At 67.0% G+C, this 19275-nt stretch carries 21 protein-coding genes; 11 read left to right on the top strand and 10 right to left on the bottom strand.

The genetic code is table 11. The features are described from left to right. Positions 1-795: 795 nt before the first annotated feature. Positions 796-1713 carry an NAD-dependent epimerase/dehydratase family protein gene (locus F467_RS0104200; RefSeq protein ID WP_018137789.1) on the bottom strand — a complete coding sequence of 306 codons (918 nt, stop codon included), beginning with the start codon at positions 1711-1713 and terminating at the stop codon, positions 796-798. A 6-nt stretch (positions 1714-1719) separates the two neighbouring features. After that, complete coding sequence (locus F467_RS0104195) at positions 1720-2817, bottom strand: LLM class flavin-dependent oxidoreductase (protein WP_018137788.1); 1098 nt, start codon at positions 2815-2817, stop codon at positions 1720-1722. A 75-nt stretch (positions 2818-2892) separates the two neighbouring features. Between F467_RS0104195 and F467_RS0104190 the strand changes: the two genes are divergently transcribed. The 11 genes from F467_RS0104190 (at position 2893) to hisC (ending at position 12571) form a co-directional block, all read left to right on the top strand. Further along, on the top strand, positions 2893-3534 hold the full coding sequence (locus F467_RS0104190; RefSeq protein WP_018137787.1) for a hypothetical protein: 642 nt from the start codon (positions 2893-2895) through the stop codon (positions 3532-3534). Positions 3535-3615: 81 nt separating this feature from the next. Beyond that, positions 3616-4449 carry an ABC transporter ATP-binding protein gene (locus tag F467_RS0104185; protein ID WP_018137786.1) on the top strand — a complete coding sequence of 278 codons (834 nt, stop codon included), beginning with the start codon at positions 3616-3618 and terminating at the stop codon, positions 4447-4449. After that, positions 4442-5224, top strand: a complete 783-nt coding sequence (gene mlaE, locus F467_RS0104180; protein WP_018137785.1) for a lipid asymmetry maintenance ABC transporter permease subunit MlaE — start codon at positions 4442-4444, stop codon at positions 5222-5224. The genes F467_RS0104185 and mlaE overlap by 8 nt, the downstream gene beginning before the upstream one ends. Before the next feature lie 32 nt (positions 5225-5256). Further along, the gene (gene mlaD / locus F467_RS0104175) at positions 5257-5715 is read left to right on the top strand and encodes an outer membrane lipid asymmetry maintenance protein MlaD (RefSeq protein WP_018137784.1); all 459 of its coding nucleotides are present in this window, start codon (positions 5257-5259) and stop codon (positions 5713-5715) included. Between the two features lie 21 nt (positions 5716-5736). After that, positions 5737-6405, top strand: coding sequence for a phospholipid-binding protein MlaC (locus F467_RS0104170; protein WP_018137783.1), 669 nt, complete (start codon positions 5737-5739; stop codon positions 6403-6405). Further along, positions 6398-6724: a lipid asymmetry maintenance protein MlaB gene (locus tag F467_RS0104165; RefSeq protein WP_018137782.1), complete on the top strand. Its 327-nt coding sequence runs from the start codon at positions 6398-6400 to the stop codon at positions 6722-6724. The genes F467_RS0104170 and F467_RS0104165 overlap by 8 nt, the downstream gene beginning before the upstream one ends. Positions 6725-6825: 101 nt before the next feature. Then, positions 6826-8085 carry a UDP-N-acetylglucosamine 1-carboxyvinyltransferase gene (gene murA, locus F467_RS0104160; protein WP_018137781.1) on the top strand — a complete coding sequence of 420 codons (1260 nt, stop codon included), beginning with the start codon at positions 6826-6828 and terminating at the stop codon, positions 8083-8085. Positions 8086-8418: 333 nt separating this feature from the next. Next, complete coding sequence (gene hisG, locus F467_RS0104155) at positions 8419-9069, top strand: ATP phosphoribosyltransferase (RefSeq protein ID WP_012981793.1); 651 nt, start codon at positions 8419-8421, stop codon at positions 9067-9069. 10 nt (positions 9070-9079) lie between these two features. After that, entirely contained in the window at positions 9080-10147 is a 1068-nt protein-coding gene (locus tag F467_RS0104150) for a 3-deoxy-7-phosphoheptulonate synthase (RefSeq protein WP_018137780.1), read from the top strand. 25 nt (positions 10148-10172) lie between these two features. After that, on the top strand, positions 10173-11477 hold the full coding sequence (gene hisD / locus F467_RS0104145) for a histidinol dehydrogenase (RefSeq protein WP_018137779.1): 1305 nt from the start codon (positions 10173-10175) through the stop codon (positions 11475-11477). Beyond that, positions 11474-12571, top strand: a complete 1098-nt coding sequence (hisC, locus tag F467_RS0104140) for a histidinol-phosphate transaminase (RefSeq protein WP_018137778.1) — start codon at positions 11474-11476, stop codon at positions 12569-12571. Before hisD ends, hisC begins: the two co-directional genes overlap by 4 nt. A gap of 919 nt (positions 12572-13490) precedes the next feature. On the opposite strand, the gene F467_RS0104135 is transcribed toward hisC, so the two are convergent. From F467_RS0104135 to lptB, 8 genes are all read right to left on the bottom strand, one after another. Further along, positions 13491-13760, bottom strand: coding sequence for an HPr family phosphocarrier protein (locus F467_RS0104135; protein WP_012981789.1), 270 nt, complete (start codon positions 13758-13760; stop codon positions 13491-13493). Then, positions 13732-14157, bottom strand: a complete 426-nt coding sequence (locus F467_RS0104130; RefSeq protein ID WP_018137777.1) for a PTS sugar transporter subunit IIA — start codon at positions 14155-14157, stop codon at positions 13732-13734. The genes F467_RS0104135 and F467_RS0104130 overlap by 29 nt, the downstream gene beginning before the upstream one ends. Positions 14158-14161: 4 nt before the next feature. Further along, positions 14162-15046: an RNase adapter RapZ gene (gene rapZ / locus F467_RS0104125; RefSeq protein WP_018137776.1), complete on the bottom strand. Its 885-nt coding sequence runs from the start codon at positions 15044-15046 to the stop codon at positions 14162-14164. Then, positions 15047-16078 (bottom strand): HPr(Ser) kinase/phosphatase, encoded by a 1032-nt coding sequence (gene hprK, locus F467_RS0104120; RefSeq protein WP_018137775.1) that lies wholly within the window; start codon positions 16076-16078, stop codon positions 15047-15049. A 67-nt stretch (positions 16079-16145) separates the two neighbouring features. Further along, the gene (locus tag F467_RS0104115) at positions 16146-16616 is read right to left on the bottom strand and encodes a PTS sugar transporter subunit IIA (RefSeq protein WP_012981785.1); all 471 of its coding nucleotides are present in this window, start codon (positions 16614-16616) and stop codon (positions 16146-16148) included. 4 nt (positions 16617-16620) lie between these two features. After that, positions 16621-16959 (bottom strand): ribosome hibernation-promoting factor, HPF/YfiA family, encoded by a 339-nt coding sequence (gene hpf / locus F467_RS0104110; protein ID WP_012981784.1) that lies wholly within the window; start codon positions 16957-16959, stop codon positions 16621-16623. Positions 16960-16961: 2 nt separating this feature from the next. After that, entirely contained in the window at positions 16962-18455 is a 1494-nt protein-coding gene (locus tag F467_RS0104105; protein WP_012981783.1) for an RNA polymerase factor sigma-54, read from the bottom strand. A gap of 58 nt (positions 18456-18513) precedes the next feature. After that, a complete protein-coding gene (gene lptB, locus F467_RS0104100) occupies positions 18514-19242 on the bottom strand; it encodes an LPS export ABC transporter ATP-binding protein (RefSeq protein WP_012981782.1) in 729 nt (242 codons plus the stop codon). Between the last annotated feature and the right edge of the window lie 33 nt (positions 19243-19275).

Below are 19275 nucleotides of genomic sequence, written 5' to 3'. Positions count from 1 at the left end.
TCTGGGTCTGGTTCGACCTCGGATGTTTACGGTGGCTTCGTCCGGCCGCCTGCCTGCGCTCACTCGCGAGCGCGCCGCGAGGTACTTTCTTGCTTGCCCAAGAAAGTACCCAAAGAAGGGCACCCGGATTCCGCCCGGGGACCTTGCTCCAGGGCCCTCGGGCCGGCGGCGCTGAAACTCGCTACGCCTTTGGCTTCGCTCAGACAGTCAGCGCCTCTTTTCCGTCCCGAGGACCCTTCCGCAAGGGGCTTCATACGGGGGGATAAGGTCAAGACAACGGCGGTTCTGACGTTCGCGCCAGTGGATGGAGGCGAGGTGTCCCGACATCCTGGGCACGCGCGGCCTTCGGCCCTGGCGTGCCGCGCCCGCGAGCGGGCGCCAGACCCCATGTAGGATGCGGATGAGCGCAGCGAATCGCATCAGGGTTGCCCCGACGCCGGAACGGTGCGTTTCGCTGCGCTCAACGCACCCTACAGTTCGGGCTTGTCGCGGGTGCTCGAATACCGCCTGTTTTGACCTACCCTCCCGATATGAGCCCCTTGTGGAGGGCGTGACAGGCCGGGAGAAGGCGCTGACTGTCTGAGCGAAGCGACAGCGCAGCGAGTTTCAGCGCCGCCGGCCTGGCGCGTCCGGAGCAAGGTCCCCGGGCGAATCCCGGGCGTGTTTCTTGGTTACTTCTTTGCACGAGCAAAGAAGTAACTCGAGGCGCGCTGGCGAAACAGCGCAGGCAGGCGGCCGGACGAAGCCACCGTAAACATCCGAGGCCGAACCAGGCCCAGCCTGAAAACGACGGCGCTAGCGGCGCAGGCGCTCCAGGCACTCGGGGGTGGAGACCTGGGCTACCCAGCCGAGGTGCTCGCGGGCGCGCGAGCAGTCCATCTGGAGGGCGCCGTCGAGGCCCTGGACCCATCCGGGATCGCCGGCATGGCGGGTGAATCGCCAGGCCAACGGGTGAATCGCCCGGATCAGGCCCGGGGGCACCGGAATGCCCCAGCGGCGCCGGTGTAGCGCCATCCGGCGCATGGACCAGACGGGCTCGGCCCCGAGGTTGAAGATGCCCTCCGCCTGGCGCGTGACCGCTCGTACCACGGCGTCCGCGGCGTCGTCCTCCCACAGGATCTGCACCGGCACCTCGGCGCCACCCGGATACACGCGACTGCGCGCAACCTGGCGCAGCAGCGGGTGGGCATGCGGCCCGACGATTGCCGGGGGCCGGAGGATGCAGGTGGTCAGATCGGGGTACTGCACGCCGACCGCCAGCAGGGCCTGCTCGGTGGCGACCTTGTCCTCGGCGTACGGGAAGCGCGGCCGCGCCGGGCTGCACTCGGTCAGCGGGCGCGGCGAATTCGGCCACGGCCCGTAGACCGCGGCGCTGGAGAGGAAGACGATCTGGCGCACACCGGCCGCGGCGGCTGCCTGAAAGACGTGGCGGCTCAGCTCGACATTCTGCGCACGCACCCAGTCGCGGTCGCGGCGCCGGCGCCCGCCCTGCCCACCCATCAACTGGAAGGCGAGGTGTATCAGGCTGTCATGCCCGGCCAGGTGTTCCGCGCCGAGATCCGCGAGATCGGCTTGTAAAGGGGTCGTATGCGCGTTCGCCACAACCGGGCGGCGGTCGATCGCGGTAACAGACCGGATACCTTCGGAGGCGGCCAGGGCCGGAACAAGCACCTGGCCCAGGCGCCCGGCGGCGCCGGTCACGGCGACCCGCATGGACGGCTATCCAGCCGTGCCGGTGGCGCCCGGGGCGCGTTCGGCAAAGGCCGGCATGACCTCCTCGGCAAAGCAGTCCATGGACTCCAGCGCGAGTTCGTGGGGCACGGCCCCGGCCCCGAAGGCCAGCAGGACCTGGTCGACCCCCGCCTCGCGCAGCCCCTCGATGCGCTCGCGACACTCGGCGGGCGTGCCGACCAGCGTCATGCCCAGCATGTCGAGGATCTTCAGGTTGATCCCGGCCTTGACCAGATGGCGGAAACGGCCCAGCGAACGGTAGTAGTCGTAGCCCTCGATCAGGCGCTCCAGCACCGGCAGGGTCTGCTGGAACATGTGGCGATAGAACCACTCGAAGGCGGGCTTGGCCTCGCGGCGGGCGCGCTTGCCGTCGGGCAGGCACAGCACCCCGAGGGTCATCCCGACGCGCGGCGGGTGGGCGATGTCGGTGCGCGTCGTGTCCCAGGCTTCGTGGTACAGGCGGATGTCCTCACGGATCATCTGCCAGGGCTTGAACGGACCCGCCAGCGCGCCAATGCCCTGCTCGGCGGCCCAGGTGAAGGACTCCGGGCTGACCGCGGCGGTCCAGATCGGCGGGTGCGGGTCCTGCACCGGGCGCGGCATCACGGGCACGTCGTCCAGGTGATGGAACGGGCCGTCCTGGGTGATCCGACCGGTGGCGAAGGCCTGGCGTAGCGCATCCAGACCGGCATCGACCCGCGCGCGGGACTCGCTCATCTCGGCGCCGAATGTGGCATATTCGCGCGGCGAGAAACCGCGCCCGATGCCCAGGTCCAGACGCCCGCCGGAGAGCTGGTCGAGCATGCCGACCCGCTGTGCGACCCGCAGCGGGTGGTGGTAGGGCAGCGGGACCACGCCGAGGCCCAGACGCAGGCGTTCGGTGCGCTGGCTGGCCGCGGCCAGTACCAGATCCGGCGCGGTGCTGTGGGAGAATTCCGGCATCAGGTGGTGTTCCACCAGCCAGGCCGTGCCGTAGCCAAGACGGTCGGCCTGCTCCCACAGGGCCAGGGTCCGGTCGATCACCTCGGTCTCGGAGGTCTGCAGAAACTCCGGGACCGAGAGCTCATGAAAGAGGTCGAAGCGCATGGCATCAACTGTGCCGCGCGCGCGTTGGGGATACAAGCAAGCCCGTCAGACTACGGTTGAACGAAGGACACGCGGATGTCGAAGGATCAACAAGCGCTGGAGCTGCAGGCTGCCGGGGTCGCGGGCCCCGGTGAGCCCTGGTGGGAGACCTTTTTCCCGGACGACCTCCCGACCGACTGGCAGCTGGAGTACTACACCCACTATCACAGCCGTCTGTTGCTGCCCGCCACTGCCTGGGCGGCACCGGGTGAAGGCCCGTTCGGGCCCTGGGCCGAGGCGGTCCCCGCCAAGCTGCAGCTGACACTGGAGTGGCCCGGGGGTCTTCCGCCGGAGGCGGGTGCGGCCGCCCTGGCCCGAATCGAGAACGACCTGGGTGAGACGCTGCAGGGTGTGGCCCTCGGTGTCATGGGTGCCGAGGATGCCGCCGCCGTGGAGGCGGCACTCGAGGCCGGCCACGTGAAAACCGCCGTGCTGACCGGACCTGCCGAGGCACACACACTGCCGGGCACCCGCGAGGCCCTGTGGTATCCGGGCCGAGACGGCGCTGGCCTGTGGCAGATCGAACCGGAGGCGGACCTGGACCCGATGGGGTGGCGCGCCTTGGTGGAGGCCCTGACCGCGGCCGGCGGCCAGGCTCCAACACCCGTGTTCCTGAGAGCGAGACCGGATCGACTTTCCGAGTTTCGCACCATCGCCCAGTTGCTGGGGGTGGGATGAACTACCCCCAAACCGGTTTGACCGGGCATCGGTCCCGCGCCAGACTCCCGAGTCCCATAGGCCGTACGGCAAGAGGTGCCCGTGGCTGAGCCGGTCGCCGAAGACAGTCCGCATATCGTCATCGAGAACCTGCGCTTCCGGCGCGGGCGCAAGGTGATCTTCGAGGACCTGTCCATGCGCATCCCGCGCGGGCAGGTGACCACGGTCATGGGCCCGAGTGGCAGCGGCAAGACGACCCTGCTGCGCCTGATCGGCGGCCAGCTGCGCCCGGACGAAGGCCGCATCTGGGTCGACGGCCAGGAGGTCGCACGACTCTCGACCCGACGCCTGTACGCCCTGCGCAAACGCATGGGCATGCTGTTCCAGAGCGGGGCCCTGTTGACCGATCTCTCGGTGTTCGAGAATGTCGCCTTCCCTCTGCGCGAGCACACCGACCTCCCCGAGGACGTGCTGCGCACCCTGGTGCTGCTCAAGCTCGAGGCGGTGGGTCTGCGTTCCGCGCGCGACCTGGACCCTGCCTCGCTGTCCGGCGGCATGGCGCGGCGCGTGGCGCTGGCGCGCGCGATCGCGCTGGACCCGGACCTGATCATGTACGACGAACCCTTTACCGGCCTGGACCCGATCACCATGGGCCAGATCGTGACCCTGATCAGGCGCACCAACCAGAGCCTGGGGCTGACCAGCGTACTGGTCTCGCACGACGTTACCGAGGCCATGACCATCTCCGATCACGTGGTGCTGATTGCCGATGGCCGGGCAGTGGATGCCGGGGCACCCGACGACCTGCGTGCCCGCGCCTCCGACTGGAGCGCACAGTTCCTCGAAGGCCGCCCCGATGGCCCAGTTCCGTTTCATTATCCCGGCGACAGCTACCGCGAGGATCTGCTCGGGGTACGGGAGCGGCGCGATGATTGACGGAATTGCCTCGCTGGGTCGCAGCTCGCTGAATGCCCTTGTGGTCTTCGGCCGCGCGTTCCTCTTTCTGCTCCAGGTGCTCGCCAGCCTCGATATCGTGATCCGGCGGTTCGGGCTGACAGTGGTGCAGATCTATTCGGTGGGCGTGCGCTCGCTGCTGATCATCATCGTCTCCGGACTGTTCGTCGGCATGGTGCTGGGCTACCAGGGATACATCACCCTGGTGAACTTCGGTGCCGCAGAGGCCCTGGGCGGCGTGGTCGCCCTGTCGCTGGTGCGCGAACTGGGCCCGGTGGTGACCGCACTGCTATTCGCCGGTCGCGCGGGCTCGGCACTGACGGCCGAGCTGGGCCTGATGAAGACCACCGAGCAGCTCTCGGCGATGGAGATGATGGCGGTGAACCCCTATCGCCGCATCTTCGCCCCGCGCTTCGTGGCCGGATTCCTCTCCATGCCGCTGCTGGCCGCGATCTTCAGCGCAGTGGGCGTGATGGGCGGTTACATCGTCGGCGTGGGCATGCTGGGCGTGGACAGCGGCGCGTACTTCTCGCAGATGCAGTCGGTGACCGACTGGAACGAGGATGTGCTCTCCGGCGTGATCAAGAGCATTGTGTTCGGCTTCGTGGTGACCTGGATCGCGGTATTCCAGGGCTTCAACGCGATGCCGACCTCCGAGGGCATCTCGCGCGCGACGACCCAGACGGTGGTGGTCTCCTCGCTGGCGGTGCTGGGCCTCGATTTCATCCTGACCGGGCTGATGTTCGGCACGGGCTGACCAACCAGTGTTTTCCTAGGCAGGTGGCAACAATGAAGGTACGTTTCTTCGAACTGGCGGTCGGCGTGTTTGTGCTGCTGGGTGTGGCGGCACTGTTCTACCTGGCGATTCAGGTGAGCAACGTGACCGACTACCACGACCGGGACACCTACACGGTGACGGCCTACTTCGACAACATCGGCGGGCTCAAGACGCGCGCGCCGGTCACGGTCTCGGGCGTGCGCATCGGGCGCGTCGCGGATATTCGCTATGATCCGGAGCAGTTCCGCGCCGAGGTCACGCTGGCGATCCGCGCCGAGCATGACTACCTGCCCATGGACACGCAGGCCGCGATCCATACCGCGGGACTCCTGGGCGAGCAGTACATCGCCCTGGAGCCTGGCGGCGACTACGACACCTTGCAGGACGGTGATGAGGTGATGTTCACCCAATCCGCACTGGTCCTGGAGAACCTGATTGGCCGTTTCATGACCAATATGGGTAGCGACTAAACCCGAACCGGGGACGACACGATGAAGACATTGCGATTTCTGGCGCTGCCGGCGCCGCTCTGGCTGCTCCTGCTGCTGGCCCTCCCGGGTGCCGCGCAGGCGGAGAACCCCACCGAGATCATCAAACAGTCCATCGAAGAGGTCTACGAGAAACTTCGGTCGAACGAGGACCGTGCCCAGGAAGATCCGGATTTCGTGATCGGCGTGATCGAAGACAAGATCCTGCCCGGCGTGGATGTCGAAGGCATGTCCCGGCTGGTGCTGGCGCGACACTGGCGCGACGCCTCCAGCGAACAGCGCGAACGCTTTACCAAGGCCTTCAAGAACACCCTGCTGCAAGCCTACGGCGTGCAGCTGGCGGACCACCTGGACAAGGATATCCGCGTAATCGAGCGCCGCTCGCGCCAGGATGACCGCATGGCCGTCGTTGCAACCGAGATCGTCATGGGCTCGGGGCAATCGAACTTGCAGGTCAACTACCGCCTGCGGCCGGTAAACGGGGAGTGGAAAGTGTTCGACGTCGAGGCCGAAGGCCTCAGCTTTGTCGGCAACTTCCGCAACCGCTTCAACGAGGAAATCAACCGCAATGGCCTCGACGCGCTGATCGAACGCCTCGAGGACGGCGACCGCGAGCTCGTCGATGACGCGATGGAAGGCATCGCCGACGAGGTCGACAACGGCGATGGCTGACGCCCGCCTGCACGCAACACCGGAGGGGCTCGCCCTCTCCGGCACGCTGACGCTGGCCACGGTTCCGGGCCTCGAGTCCCGCATTCGCGCCCTGCTCCCCGGGCTGCCCGCTCGCGCGCGGGTGGATCTCGGCGAGGTGACCCGCATCGACTCGGCGGGCGTGGCGCTGCTGGTCACCCTCTGGCGCCGTGTGCACGAACAGGGTGGCGAACTGGGTTTCCACTCCATCCCGCAGGGCCTGGCACCCCTCGTTGAACTCTACGATCTGCAATCGGTGATCGCCGACTCGGTTCCCGCGGCGCAGACCAACGCGGCCTGACGCCCGCCCCGCGACCGGAAACGCGCGCGCAGCGGGCAGATTCGTTATCATGGCGTGTTTCGCTGGGCCATGCTGGACCCTGCGACCGACCCGGGCTTTCCATGGACAAGCTGATCATCACCGGAGGCCGCCGCCTGGAGGGGCAGGTCTGGATCTCCGGGGCCAAGAACGCGGTGCTCCCGATCCTGTCCGCCACCTTGCTGGCGGACGGGCCGATGACCATTGGCAACGTCCCGCACCTGCAGGACGTAACGACCACCATGGAGCTGCTCGGCCGCATGGGCGTAAGCCTGACGGTCAACGAGCGCATGCGCATCGAGGTCGATCCGACCACCCTGACCCAGTGCGTGGCCCCGTATGACCTGGTCAAGACCATGCGCGCCTCCATCCTGGTGCTGGGGCCCCTCCTCGCCCGCTTCGGCGAGGCCGAGGTCTCGCTGCCGGGTGGCTGCGCGATCGGTTCGCGCCCGGTCAACCTGCACCTGCGGGGGCTGGAGGCGCTGGGTGCGGAGATCGACGTCGAGGGGGGCTACATCCACGCCCGCGCCAAGCGCCTGAAGGGTGCTCGCGTCGTGTTCGATCAGGTCACGGTCACCGGCACCGAGAACCTGCTGATGGCCGCCACCCTGGCCGAGGGCGAGACGCTGATCGAGAACGCCGCGCGCGAGCCGGAAGTGGTCGACCTGGCGGACTGCCTGACGGCGATGGGTGCGAAGATCCAGGGCGCTGGGACCGACACCATCCGCGTGCAGGGTGTCGAAAACCTGCAGGCCTGCGAATACGACGTAATGCCGGACCGCATCGAGACCGGCACCTTCCTGGTCGCGGCGGCGGTGACCCGCGGGCGCGTACGCTGCCGCAATACCCGCCCGGAGCTACTGGATGCGGTGCTGGCCAAGCTGGTCGAGGCCGGGGCGCGCATCGAGACCGGCCCGGACTGGATCGAACTGGACATGGAAGGACGTCGCCCGAAGGCGGTCAATCTGCGGACCGCGCCCTTCCCGGCCTTTCCAACCGACATGCAGGCCCAAATGATGGTGCTGAACACCGTCGCCGAGGGCACCGGGTCGGTCGTGGAGACGGTCTTCGAGAACCGCTTCATGCATGCGCTGGAACTGCAGCGCATGGGCGCGGACATCACCATCGAGGGCAATACGGCGATCGTCAAGGGCGTCGAGCGACTGGTGGGCGCGCCGGTGATGGCGACCGACCTGCGCGCCTCGGCCAGCCTGATCATCGCCGGCCTGGTGGCCGAGGGCGAAACCGCGGTCGATCGCATCTACCACATCGACCGCGGCTACGAATGCATCGAGGAAAAACTGAGCCAGATCGGCGCGGGCATCCGCCGCGAGCCGGCCTGACGCCTAGGGAAACACTGATCAATGTACACACTCGCGTTGGTACCCCAGGTTTTCCGAGACAAGGCGCGTCGTGCAGCGGGTAGTGGTTCTACCCGCCCGTTTCTGATTGATTCGGGGCGCAACGCAGGATCGGGGAACCTGGGGTACCAACCCCACAAGCCATTTAATGCGGGGGCTCGGCCGCTTTTGCGCGGGAACGGCGTTGCGGTTCCCTGGTGCAGAATGACTGCACGGCGGTCACCGCGCCTTGTTCGCACGCAAAAGCGACTCGAGCGCGAGCGTGTACATTAATCAGTGTTTCCCTCACAAACGCGAGACAGACCGACACCCGACATGATGGATCCCAACGCCCTGACCATCGCCCTGTCCAAGGGACGCATCCTCAAGGACACCCTGCCGCTGCTGGCCAGCGCCGGGATCGAACTCCTGGAGGACCCGGACAAGACGCGCAAGCTGATCCTCGACACCAACCGCGAGGACGTGAAGATCGTGGTGGTGCGGGCGACCGACGTCCCCACCTATGTGCAGCATGGCGCGGCAGCAATCGGTGTGGCCGGCAAGGACGTACTGATGGAGCACGGCGCGGCTGGACTCTATGAACCGCTGGATCTGCGCATCGCCGCATGCCGGCTGATGCTGGCCGGACGCCCGGGCCAGCAGCCGGACCCGCAGCAGCGCCTGCGCATCGCCACCAAGTTCGTGAACATCACGCAGAACTACTTCGCCCAGCAGGGCCGCCAGGTCGAGATCATCAAGCTCTACGGCTCGATGGAACTGGCGCCGCTGGTCGATCTGGCCGACTACATCGTGGACCTGGTCGACACCGGCAACACGCTCAAGGCCAATGGCCTGGAGCCGCTGGAACTGATTACCCCCATCAGTTCCCGGTTGATCGTGAACCAGGCAGCCATGAAGATGCGACATAGAACTATTCAAAATCTGATCGAGGGCCTGCGCGAGGCCGTCACGCCCGCGACGACGTAACGAGAGCATCATGACCGCCGATACCGACGACCTGAGAATCCGCGATATCCAGGAGGTGTCCGCCCCGGACACCCTGCGCGACGAACTGCCCATCACCGACGCGGCCTCCGAGACCGTGTTCGCGGCACGCCAGGCCTGCCACCGCATCCTGCATGGCGAGGACGACCGCATGCAGGTGATCGTCGGGCCCTGCTCGATTCACGACGTGGACGCCGCGCTGGAGTACGCCGAACGCCTGAAGGGCCTGCGCGAGGACCTGTCCGACGCCCTGCACATCGTGATGCGGGTGTACTTCGAGAAGCCGCGCACCACGGTCGGCTGGAAGGGCCTGATCAACGACCCGGACCTGGACGGCAGCTTCCACATCAACAAGGGTCTGCGCGTCGCGCGCGGGCTGCTGCGTGATCTGGCGATCAAAGGCATGCCGGCCGCCACCGAATACCTCGACCTGATCAGCCCGCAGTACATCGCGGACCTGGTCGCCTGGGGGGCCATCGGCGCGCGCACCACCGAGAGCCAGGTGCACCGCGAGCTGGCCTCCGGCCTGTCCTGCCCGGTGGGCTTCAAGAACTCCACCGATGGCAGCCTGCGGGTCGCGATCGACGCGATCCGCTCCGCCTCGCGACCGCACCACTTCCTGTCGGTGACGAAGGCCGGGCGCTCGGCGATCTTCTCCACCACCGGCAACGACGACTGCCACATCATCCTGCGCGGCGGCAAGCAACCGAACTACGATGCCGAGAGCATCGAACAGGCCTGCAAGGAGCTGCGCATGGCGGAGCTGCCTGAGCTGGTAATGGTCGACTGCAGCCATGCCAACAGCCGCAAGGACCCGAAGCGTCAGGTGGACGTGGCCCGCTCGCTGGCCGAACAGATCGCTGGCGGGGATCGCCGCATCATGGGCGCGATGCTGGAGAGCCATCTGGTCGGTGGCCGCCAGGACATCCTGCCCGGCAAGTCGCTGACCTACGGCCAGAGCATCACCGATGCCTGCATGGGCTGGGACGAGACCGAGACCAGTCTGAAACTGCTGGCGGACGCCGTGCGCGCGCGCCGCAAGACCGCCGTACCGGCCTAGGGAAAACGTCCAGAGGATCCCGACCATGCCCTCCATTGCCCGACTCGATACCCAGCAGCCCGACTTCGATCAGGCCCTGGAGCACCTGCTGTCCTGGGAGTCCGTCGCCGACACCGGCGTACGCGATGCGGTGGACGAGATCCTCGCCGCGGTACGCACCGAGGGCGACGCGGCCGTGCTGCGCTACACCGCCAAGTTCGATCGCCTCGATCGCAGCGCGGTCGCCGACCTGGAGATCCCACGGGAGCGCCTGCAGGCCGCGCTGGAATCGATCCCGGCGGAGCAGCGCCAGGCGCTGGAGACCGCCACCGCGCGTATCCGCCAGTACGCCGAACACCAGAAGATGCAGGACTGGGACTTCACCGATGCCGACGGCACGGTACTCGGCCAGCGCGTGACCGCGCTCGACTCGGTCGGCCTGTACGTCCCCGGCGGCAAGGCCGCCTACCCGTCCTCCGTACTGATGAACGCCGTGCCGGCCAAGGTCGCGGGCGTGGAACTGCTGGTAATGGTCGTGCCCGCCCCGGGCGGCGAACTGAACGATCTGGTGCTGGCCGCGGCCGCCGTGGCCGGGGTGGACCGCGTGTTCACCGTGGGCGGCGCCCAGGCCGTGGCGGCCCTGGCCTATGGCACCGATACCATCCCGGCGGTAGACAAGATCGTCGGCCCCGGCAACATCTTTGTCGCTGCGGCCAAGCGCGAGGTGTTCGGGACGGTCGGCATCGACATGATCGCCGGCCCCTCGGAGATCCTGGTGGTCTGCGACGGAGAGACGGACCCGGACTGGATCGCGGCCGACCTGTTCTCGCAGGCCGAGCATGACGAGCAGGCCCAGTCCATCCTGCTGTCCTGGGACGATGCCTTCCTCGATCGCGTGGCCAAGGCCATGGATCGCCTGCTGGCGGAGATGCCGCGTGCCGAGATCATCCGCACCAGCCTCGAAAAGCGCGGTGCGCTGGTGAAGGTACGCGACTCCGCCGAGGCCGTTGCCGTCGCCAACCGCATCGCGCCGGAACACCTGGAGCTGTCGGTGGCCGACCCGCAGGCGATGCTGGACGCCGGCCTGCGCCACGCCGGCGCGATCTTCATGGGCCGCTACACCTCCGAGGCCCTGGGCGACTACTGCGCCGGGCCCAACCACGTGCTGCCGACCTCGCGCACCGCGCGCTTCTCCTCGCCGCTGGGGGTGTACGACTTCCAGAAGCGCTCGAGCATCATCCACTGCTCGGCCGAGGGCGCGGCGAAGCTCGGCAAGACCGCCGCCGCCCTCGCGCACGGCGAGGGCCTGACCGCCCACGCCCGCTCCGCCGAACTGCGCGGCGGGCAATGAGCCTGCCGCACGAAAGCCGCAGCCCGGATGCCCTGATGCGTCCGGAGGTTCTGGCGCAGTCGGCCTATCAGGTGGCCGACGCGACCGGCCTGATCAAGCTGGACGCGATGGAAAACCCGCATCCCTGGCCCGGCGGTCTGGAAGACGCCTGGCTGGAGGCCCTGCGCGACCCGCAGCTAAACCGTTATCCGGACGCCGGGGCGCGCGAGCTGGAGAAAAATGTGCGCGCCGCTCACGGCGTGCCCGAAGCGGCCGGGCTGCTGTTCGGCAACGGGTCCGACGAACTGATCCAGATCCTGATCATGGCGGTCGCCGCCTCCGGCCGCCCGATCCTGGCGCCGGAGCCGACCTTCGTGATGTACGGCGTGCTGGCCCGCGCAATGGGCGTACCGTTCGTCGGCGTCCCGCTGCACCGCGATTTCACCCTGGACCTCGCCGCGATGCACGCCGCCCTGGCCGAACACGACCCGGCGGTCGTGTTCCTGGCCTATCCGAACAACCCGACCGGGACCCTGGACGACCCGGCCGCCGTGCAGGCGATCATCGAGGCCAACCCCGGCGTCACGGTGGTCGACGAGGCCTATGCCCCGTTCGCCGCCCACAGCTTCCTGCCGGAGGTCGGCCAGCACGACGGGCTCATGGTGATGCGCACGGTCTCGAAGCTGGGGCTGGCCGGCGCGCGGCTGGGCTATCTGGCCGCCTCCGCGGGCTGGATCGATGCGCTGGACCGGCTGCGCCTGCCGTACAACATCAACACCCTGACCCAGCGCTCGGTCACCTTCGCCCTCGATCACCGTGAGGCGCTGGATGACCAGGCGCGCGGCATCATCGAGGAACGCGGCCGGCTGTCCGAGGCGCTTGCGGCGATCGACGGCGTCGAGCACGTGTTCCCGAGCCAGGCGAATTTCATCCTCTTTCGAGTGCGCGAGGGGCAGGGGCACGCGAGCTTCGCGGCCCTGCGCGACGCCGGCATCCTGATCAAGGATGTTGGCCGCGCGCATCCGCTACTCGCCGACTGCCTGCGCGTCACCGTCGGCCGCTCCGACGAGAACGACGCATTTCTCGCGGCCCTGCGCAACGCCCTCGCCGGCTGAACCCTGATTTCCGAGGCTGGGCCTAGTTCACCCTCGGTGTTTACGCTGCCTTCGTCCGGCCGCCTGCCTGCGCTGACTCGCCAGCGCGCCGCGCCCGTTTTAGATCAACAACTGGCTTCTTTGCTCGTGCAAAGAAGTACCCAAGAAACACGCCCGACTGCCGCGACCCCGGCCCGCTGTGCGGGCCGGGCTTTCCCTCGCTCCGAGGCTTTTCGCGGGCGGCGCTGAAACTCGCTGCGCCTTTGGCTTCGCTGAGACAGTCAGCGCCCCCGTTTCTATTTTGAATCGTCCCGCGAAAACCCTCTCCACTCGGCGCGACGACAACGGGGGTGAAGGTCCAAAAAACGGCTGCCCCAGCGACGTAGCACATGGATGGAGGCTGGGTCTTCCGACATCTTCGGCACGCTCGGCCTTCGGCCTTGGCGTGCCGCGTCCGCCAGCGGGCGCCAGACCCCATCGTAGGATGTGATGAGCGCAGCGAATCGCATCAGGGTTTGCCCCGACCGTCGGAACGGTGCGTTTCGCTGCGCTCAACCGCACCCTACGGCGTTGGAGTTGGCTGCAGGCGTAGGGACAGCTTGTGTTTTGACCTTCATCCCCCCGTATGAAGCCCCTTGCGGAAGGGTTCTCGGGACGGACGATTCAAAATAAAAACGGGGGCGCTGACTGTCTCAGCGGAGCCGAAGGCGCAGCGAGTTTCAGCGCCGCCGGCCCGAGGGCCCTGGAGCAAGGTCCCCGGGCGGAATCCGGGTGCGCCTCGACGGGTACTTTCTTGGGCAAGCAAGAAAGCCCGTTGTTGATCAAAAACGGGCGCGGCGCGCTGGCGAGACAGCGCAGGCAGGCGGCGGACCGAAGCCACCGTAAACACCCGAGATCGAACTAGACACAGCCTCGTAAAGGCATGGCGGCAGGAGAGGGGCTAGGCGTCCTCGCCGAAGCGGTTGGCGACGAGTTCGGTGAGGGCGTCGAGGGCCTCTTCGGCGTCCTCGCCGTCGGTGGTGATGGTAACCTCGGAGCCCTGCGCCGCTGCCAGCATCATCACCCCCATGATGCTCTTGCCGTTGACCTCCTGGGCGTTCCGGGAGACGGTCACATCGGACGCGTACTGGCTGGCCAGGCTCACGAACTTGGCCGCCGCACGCGCATGCATCCCCAGACGATTAACGATGGGGACTTCGCGCTGCGGCATCCGAACACTCCTGGTCACAAAGAAGGATGCCATCGTGCCCGCCGGACAGGGCCTTGTTGACCAGCTCCGTCAGCGGCAGATGGCGGTAGTTCAGCACACGGATCAGCATCGGCAGGTTGATCCCGGCAATGACGCGGGCGTTCGCGCCCCGGGCCACGCGACTGGCCACATTGGATGGGGTGGAGCCAAACATGTCGGTCAGGATCAGCACGCCGGAGCCGGAATCCAGCTCGCCCAGGCGCGCCCTCGCGCGCGCCAGCACCTCGTCGGGGTCGTCATTCTGCGACATCGCCATGGACTCGCAATCCTCGGGCAGGTCGCCCAGCATGCTCTGGGCCGTCTGCAGCAGGGTGTCGCCGAGGTTTTGATGCGTGATCAGGATCAGACCAACGCCCATGGACTCACTCCGATTCGAGGGGCAGGGATAGCTCGCGGTGACGGGTGCTAACAGTAACATGTTCGCGCCCCCGCCAGGCAGCCGCCAGCCGCTCCACAAGATAAACCGAGCGGTGACGGCCGCCGGTGCACCCGATCGAAACGGTCACATAGCTGCGGTGATCCTGCCGGATCCGCGGGACCCACTGTTCGAGAAAGCCCTGGATCCCGTCATACATCTCCTCGACCTCGCCATGGCGCGCAAGAAACTCGCAAACAGCCGCATCGCGGCCAGTCAATGGCGCCAGATCGCGCTCGTAGTGCGGGTTGGGCAGACAGCGCACGTCGAACACGAAGTCGGAGTCCAGCGGGGCCCCGTGCTTGAACCCGAATGACTGAAAAAGCAGGGACAGGCGCTCCTCGCCCAGCAGCCCGACGCGGTCGCGCAGGGTGCGCGCGAGATCGTGCATCGACAGACGGGAGGTGTCCACGGTCAGATCCGCCTCGGCCGCAACATGGCCGAGCCAGTCACGTTCGCGCTCGATCGCGTCCACCAGTGGCACGCCGTCGCGCGCCAGTGGGTGTCGGCGCCGCGTCAGGTGATAGCGGCGCAGCAGGACCTCGCTGGAGGCCTGCAGAAACATCACCTCGACCTGCATCCCCTTGCCCCGGAGCTCGCGCAGGAGGTCGGCAAAGCCCTCGAGCGCCGTCAGCCCGCTGCGGACATCCACCCCGACCGCCAGATGCCGGTCTTCGTCCGCGTCGTAATCGCCACTGCGGACCTGTTCGATCAGCCCGGGCAGCAGCGGCAGCGGCAGGTTGTCGACACAGAAATAGCCGGCGTCCTCCAGCGTATGCAGGGCGACCGTCTTGCCGGAGCCCGACAGACCACTGACCAGCAGGAGTCGCATTCAGCCCTCCGGGTCCGGGTTGGGGACGGTGGTTGCAGGGATCGCGCGGTGGTACGGCGGCTCCTCGGGCTCGCCGCTCATCTGCCGGCGCTGACGTGCGCGCAGGTCGTCGCCGGCGACATAGCCCTGCATGTGCAACATGTGGTTGCGCACCGCCGCCTCGATCATCACCGCGATGTTGCGCCCCGGCGCGACCGGCAGGCTGATCAGCGGGATACGCAGCCCGAGGATGCCGATCTCCCCGCGGCGGCCATTCAGGCGGTCATCCGGCACCGGCGAGGGCTCGCCGTGGTCGCGCAGGTCGATAATCAGCCGCAGATACTTGCCGCCCTTGATCGCCGAATCCCCGTACATGGCGCGGACGTTCAGCACGCCCAGCCCGCGGACCTCGAGCAGATCCTGCAACAGGGCCGGGCAGTGTCCGCGCACGATATCCGGGGCGATGCGGGCAAACTCCGGTGCGTCGTCGGCGATCAGCCGGTGCCCGCGCGAGATCAGCTCGAGCGCCACCTCGCTCTTGCCCACGCTGGAGGCCCCGCTGATCAGCACGCCAATGCCGAGGATCTCCATGAACACGCCATGGCGCACCTCGAAATGGGCCAGCCGCTGCTGCAGGAAATAGCGCAGCAGGGAGATAATCTCGTGGCTGCTGGTCGAGGAGCACAAGATCAGCGGCAGCTGCTCATCGGGGACGTCCGGCATCTCCGAGAACGGGCAGGTGTCCTCGGCGAAGATCACCGCGGTCGTCCCGGTGCGGGCCATCTCCAGGATCAGTTGCTCGCGCTGATCATCGCTCAGCCGCGCGATATAGCGCGCCTCGAAATCGCCGATCACCTGGATACGGTTAGGCCGGATCAGGTTGAGGTGCCCGGCGAGGGGCAGGTCGTCGCCGTCACCGCCGACCAGGTTGCGATCCGGTGCGACCTGCTCGCCGTGTACGTAGCGCAGATCCAGGCGATTGCCCATCGCCTGGATCAGGACCTCTACGGTGATGTCGCGCGCGATGCCGCCCTCTCCCAGTGCCTCGTTCATGCACGAATCTCCGGCAGTGCTGGCACGGGGCGTCGTAAGAGAGAAAGTACTGCCGGGAGAGCCATGTTCAGGCGTCGCCGAAGGCCCGGGTCAGTTCGCGTTCCAGGGCGTCCGCGTCGCCGGCACGGCGCAGCGAGGCGATATTGTCGGGCTGCGAGAGACCGCGCGCCAGCTGCGCCAGCAGGTCCAGGTGCGCGCTGGTCGCCGCCTCGGGCACCAGCAGTGCGATCAGGATGTCCACGGGTTCGTGATCCATGGCGTCGAAGTCGACCCCCTGGTCCAGCCGCAGGACCGCGACCCGGGGGGCATCGAGCTCGGCCAGACGCCCATGCGGGATGGCCACGCCATGCCCCAGACCGGTGGAGCCAAGCTTCTCGCGGGCAGACAGGGCCTCGAAGATGGCCCCGCTGGCCGGGCCGGCGGACTCCTCGCCGCCGACGGCCAGCAACTCGGCCAGGGTCTCGAGCGCCCGTTTCTGGCTGGAACACTCGGGCTCCAGCCGGATACGGGCGCGGGTGATCAGCTCGGCAATGGTCATTGCGTTAAAGGGCCTGTTCGCGGTTGCGCTGGGCACCCTCGGCGCGGTGATGGTCCTTGACCTTTTCCTTGTGCTTGATCAGCTGACGATCCACCTTGTCGATCAGGCCATCAATCGCCGCATACATATCCTCGTGACTGGCTTCGGCGTGGATGTGATTGCCGCTGACCTGGAGATTGGCCTCCGCCTTGTTGTTCAGGTTCTGGTTTTTCTCGTGGGTCAGCACCACATGCACGTCGATCACTTTGTCGAAGTGGCGTTCCAGCTTCGCGAACTTTTCGTTCACGTAGTCGCGCAGGGCGTCGGTGATATCGACGTGATGGCCGGTCAGGTTGATCTGCATGGTCAGGCTCCTTTTTGCTTGGTTCCACTGGGCATACTCGCCATCTGCCGGCGTTCGCTGGAAGACGGTATGTGCATAGCCTCGCGGTACTTGGCCACGGTGCGTCGGGCCACATTAATGCCCCGATCCGACAGGATCTGGGCCAGTTTTGCATCACTCAGTGGCTTGTTCGGGGTCTCGCCACCAATCAATTCCCGAATCATGGCACGGATCGCGGTCGCCGAGCATTCGCCGCCATCGGCTGTGCCAACATGACTGGAAAAGAAGTACTTGAACTCGAATACCCCACGCGGGGTGTGCATGTATTTCTGTGTAGTCACCCTCGAGATGGTCGATTCGTGCATCTCCAGGGTCTCGGCGATATCGCGCAGGATCAGCGGTTGCATGGCAACCTCACCATGCTCGAGAAACCCCTGCTGGCGCACGACGATGGCCTGGGCGACCCGCAGCAGGGTGTCGTTCCGGCTGTGCAGGCTCTTCAGGAACCAGCGCGCCTCCTGCAACTGATCGCGCATAAACGCGCTATCACGCGCATCGGAGACCTGCCGCACCATGCCCGCATAGAGATCGTTGATGCGAATGCGCGGCGCAATCTCCGGGTTCAAGTCCACGCGCCAGCCATCGCGGTCATGGCGGACATAGACATCCGGCACCACATATTCCGAAGTGGACTCGCTGATCTGGGCACCGGGCCGCGGATTCAGGGTGCGGATCAGGTCCAGCGCCCGCGCCAGCTCGTCCGGGTCGCGCACGCCGGACTGGCGCTGCAGGGCTCGGTAGTCCCGCTTGGCCAGGCTCTCCATGCCGTTTTCCAGGATGGCTCGAGCCGCGTCACGCGCCGGGGCATCCGGCGCCAAATGGCGCAGCTGGATCTCCAGGCACTCGCGCAGGTCCCGCGCACCGACGCCCAGCGGGTCGCACTGCTGAATCCAGTGCAGCACCGCCTCGACCTCGTCGACCCCCACGGGCTCGTCTTCGCCCTGGCTGATCATCTCCGCCAGCGCCTCGAGTTCACTGTCCAGATAGCCGTCCGGGCTGATCGCGTCGATCAGCGCCGCCCCGATCCGTTGGTCTCGTGGGGTCAGGTGGCTCAGATGCAGCTGCCAGAGCAGGTGATCCTGCAGGCCCTCGTCCTCGCCGTCGGAGGTATTCTCCAGCGGGTCGCGGTCGTCCAGGCCGCGTGGGCTCGGGGCGGGCTCGTAGATGTCGTCCCAGCGACTGTCGGTGCTCAACTCCTCGGGGATCACGTCATCGCCAGCCGTGTCGGCCTGCATGCGATCCCCGTCGACCCGTTCGCCCCCTTCCTCCGGGCGCTCGGGCGGGGCCTCCTCGCCCTCGTCCTCCACCTGCTCGAGCATGGGGTTGCTTTCCAGCGCCTGCTGGATCTCCGCCTGCAACTCCAGCGTGGAAAGCTGCAGCAGACGGATCGCCTGTTGCAGCTGCGGGGTCATCGTCAGCGTCTGCCCCAGCTGCAGATTGAGCCCGGGTTTCAGCATCGCGGTTTGAGGTCCATGGTGACCATCAAGATCATCTTAAGGAAACACTGATCAATGTTCACAGTCGAAAGTTTTCTCCGAGATACACGCGGCGCACCTGGGGGTCGTCCAGCAGCTCCTGCGGGGTCCCGGCGCTCAGGATGCGGCCCTCACTAAGAATATAGGCCCTGTCGCAGATTCCGAGGGTCTCGCGCACGTTGTGGTCGGAAATCAGCACACCGATCCCGCGCTGGGCCAGATGCCCAATCACGGCCTGGATATCACCCACGGAAATCGGATCCACGCCGGCAAACGGTTCGTCCAGGCAGATAAAGCGCGGGTCACCGGCCAGTGCCCGCGCGATCTCGGCGCGGCGACGCTCGCCCCCGGACAGGGCAATCCCAGGGCTGTGGCGCACGGTCTCCAGCTGGAACTCCTCGATCAGGGCATCGCCGATGCGGCGTCGCTCGTGGCGGTCGAGCTCCGAGCGCAGCTCCAGCACCGCCTGCAGGTTGTCCCAAACACTCAGCCGACGGAAGATCGAGGCCTCCTGCGGCAGGTAGCCCAGCCCGGCTCGGGCCCGCGAATGAATCGGGGCCCGGGTGATGTCCCGGTCACCCAGCGTGATGCGGCCACGATTGGGCCGGATCAGGCCGACCAGGCTGTAGAAACAGGTGGTCTTGCCTGCGCCGTTCGGTCCCAGCAGGCCCACGACCTCCCCTGGTGCCAGATCGACGTCGACACGATCCAGCACCGTACGCTTGCCATAGCGCTTGGTCAGCTCGCGGCCGGTCAGATAGCCGGCCATCGGCGCAGATTCGCCACCGGCCGCGGCGGGCGC

Source organism: Thioalkalivibrio sp. ALJ12, assembly GCF_000378305.1.
In the GTDB taxonomy this organism is placed as follows: Bacteria; Pseudomonadota; Gammaproteobacteria; order Ectothiorhodospirales; family Ectothiorhodospiraceae; genus Thioalkalivibrio.
Note: the sequence above shows the minus strand (reverse complement) of the source record. Positions and strands in the feature narration are given on the sequence as shown.

Excerpts from the sequence above, each read along its gene's own strand:
- hpf (WP_012981784.1), bottom strand. The coding sequence starts at position 16,959 with ATGCAGATCAACCTGACCGGCCATCACGTCGATATCACCGACGCCCTG.
- F467_RS0104165 (WP_018137782.1), top strand. The coding sequence starts at position 6,398 with ATGGCTGACGCCCGCCTGCACGCAACACCGGAGGGGCTCGCCCTCTCC.
- F467_RS0104135 (WP_012981789.1), bottom strand. The coding sequence starts at position 13,760 with ATGCCGCAGCGCGAAGTCCCCATCGTTAATCGTCTGGGGATGCATGCG.
- hisC (WP_018137778.1), top strand. The coding sequence starts at position 11,474 with ATGAGCCTGCCGCACGAAAGCCGCAGCCCGGATGCCCTGATGCGTCCG.
- hisG (WP_012981793.1), top strand. The coding sequence starts at position 8,419 with ATGATGGATCCCAACGCCCTGACCATCGCCCTGTCCAAGGGACGCATC.
- F467_RS0104130 (WP_018137777.1), bottom strand. The coding sequence starts at position 14,157 with ATGGGCGTTGGTCTGATCCTGATCACGCATCAAAACCTCGGCGACACC.
- hprK (WP_018137775.1), bottom strand. The coding sequence starts at position 16,078 with ATGAACGAGGCACTGGGAGAGGGCGGCATCGCGCGCGACATCACCGTA.
- F467_RS0104150 (WP_018137780.1), top strand. The coding sequence starts at position 9,080 with ATGACCGCCGATACCGACGACCTGAGAATCCGCGATATCCAGGAGGTG.
- F467_RS0104105 (WP_012981783.1), bottom strand. The coding sequence starts at position 18,455 with ATGCTGAAACCCGGGCTCAATCTGCAGCTGGGGCAGACGCTGACGATG.
- murA (WP_018137781.1), top strand. The coding sequence starts at position 6,826 with ATGGACAAGCTGATCATCACCGGAGGCCGCCGCCTGGAGGGGCAGGTC.
- F467_RS0104200 (WP_018137789.1), bottom strand. The coding sequence starts at position 1,713 with ATGCGGGTCGCCGTGACCGGCGCCGCCGGGCGCCTGGGCCAGGTGCTT.
- lptB (WP_012981782.1), bottom strand. The coding sequence starts at position 19,242 with ATGGCCGGCTATCTGACCGGCCGCGAGCTGACCAAGCGCTATGGCAAG.
- F467_RS0104170 (WP_018137783.1), top strand. The coding sequence starts at position 5,737 with ATGAAGACATTGCGATTTCTGGCGCTGCCGGCGCCGCTCTGGCTGCTC.
- F467_RS0104190 (WP_018137787.1), top strand. The coding sequence starts at position 2,893 with ATGTCGAAGGATCAACAAGCGCTGGAGCTGCAGGCTGCCGGGGTCGCG.
- mlaE (WP_018137785.1), top strand. The coding sequence starts at position 4,442 with ATGATTGACGGAATTGCCTCGCTGGGTCGCAGCTCGCTGAATGCCCTT.
- rapZ (WP_018137776.1), bottom strand. The coding sequence starts at position 15,046 with ATGCGACTCCTGCTGGTCAGTGGTCTGTCGGGCTCCGGCAAGACGGTC.
- F467_RS0104195 (WP_018137788.1), bottom strand. The coding sequence starts at position 2,817 with ATGCGCTTCGACCTCTTTCATGAGCTCTCGGTCCCGGAGTTTCTGCAG.
- hisD (WP_018137779.1), top strand. The coding sequence starts at position 10,173 with ATGCCCTCCATTGCCCGACTCGATACCCAGCAGCCCGACTTCGATCAG.
- F467_RS0104115 (WP_012981785.1), bottom strand. The coding sequence starts at position 16,616 with ATGACCATTGCCGAGCTGATCACCCGCGCCCGTATCCGGCTGGAGCCC.
- mlaD (WP_018137784.1), top strand. The coding sequence starts at position 5,257 with ATGAAGGTACGTTTCTTCGAACTGGCGGTCGGCGTGTTTGTGCTGCTG.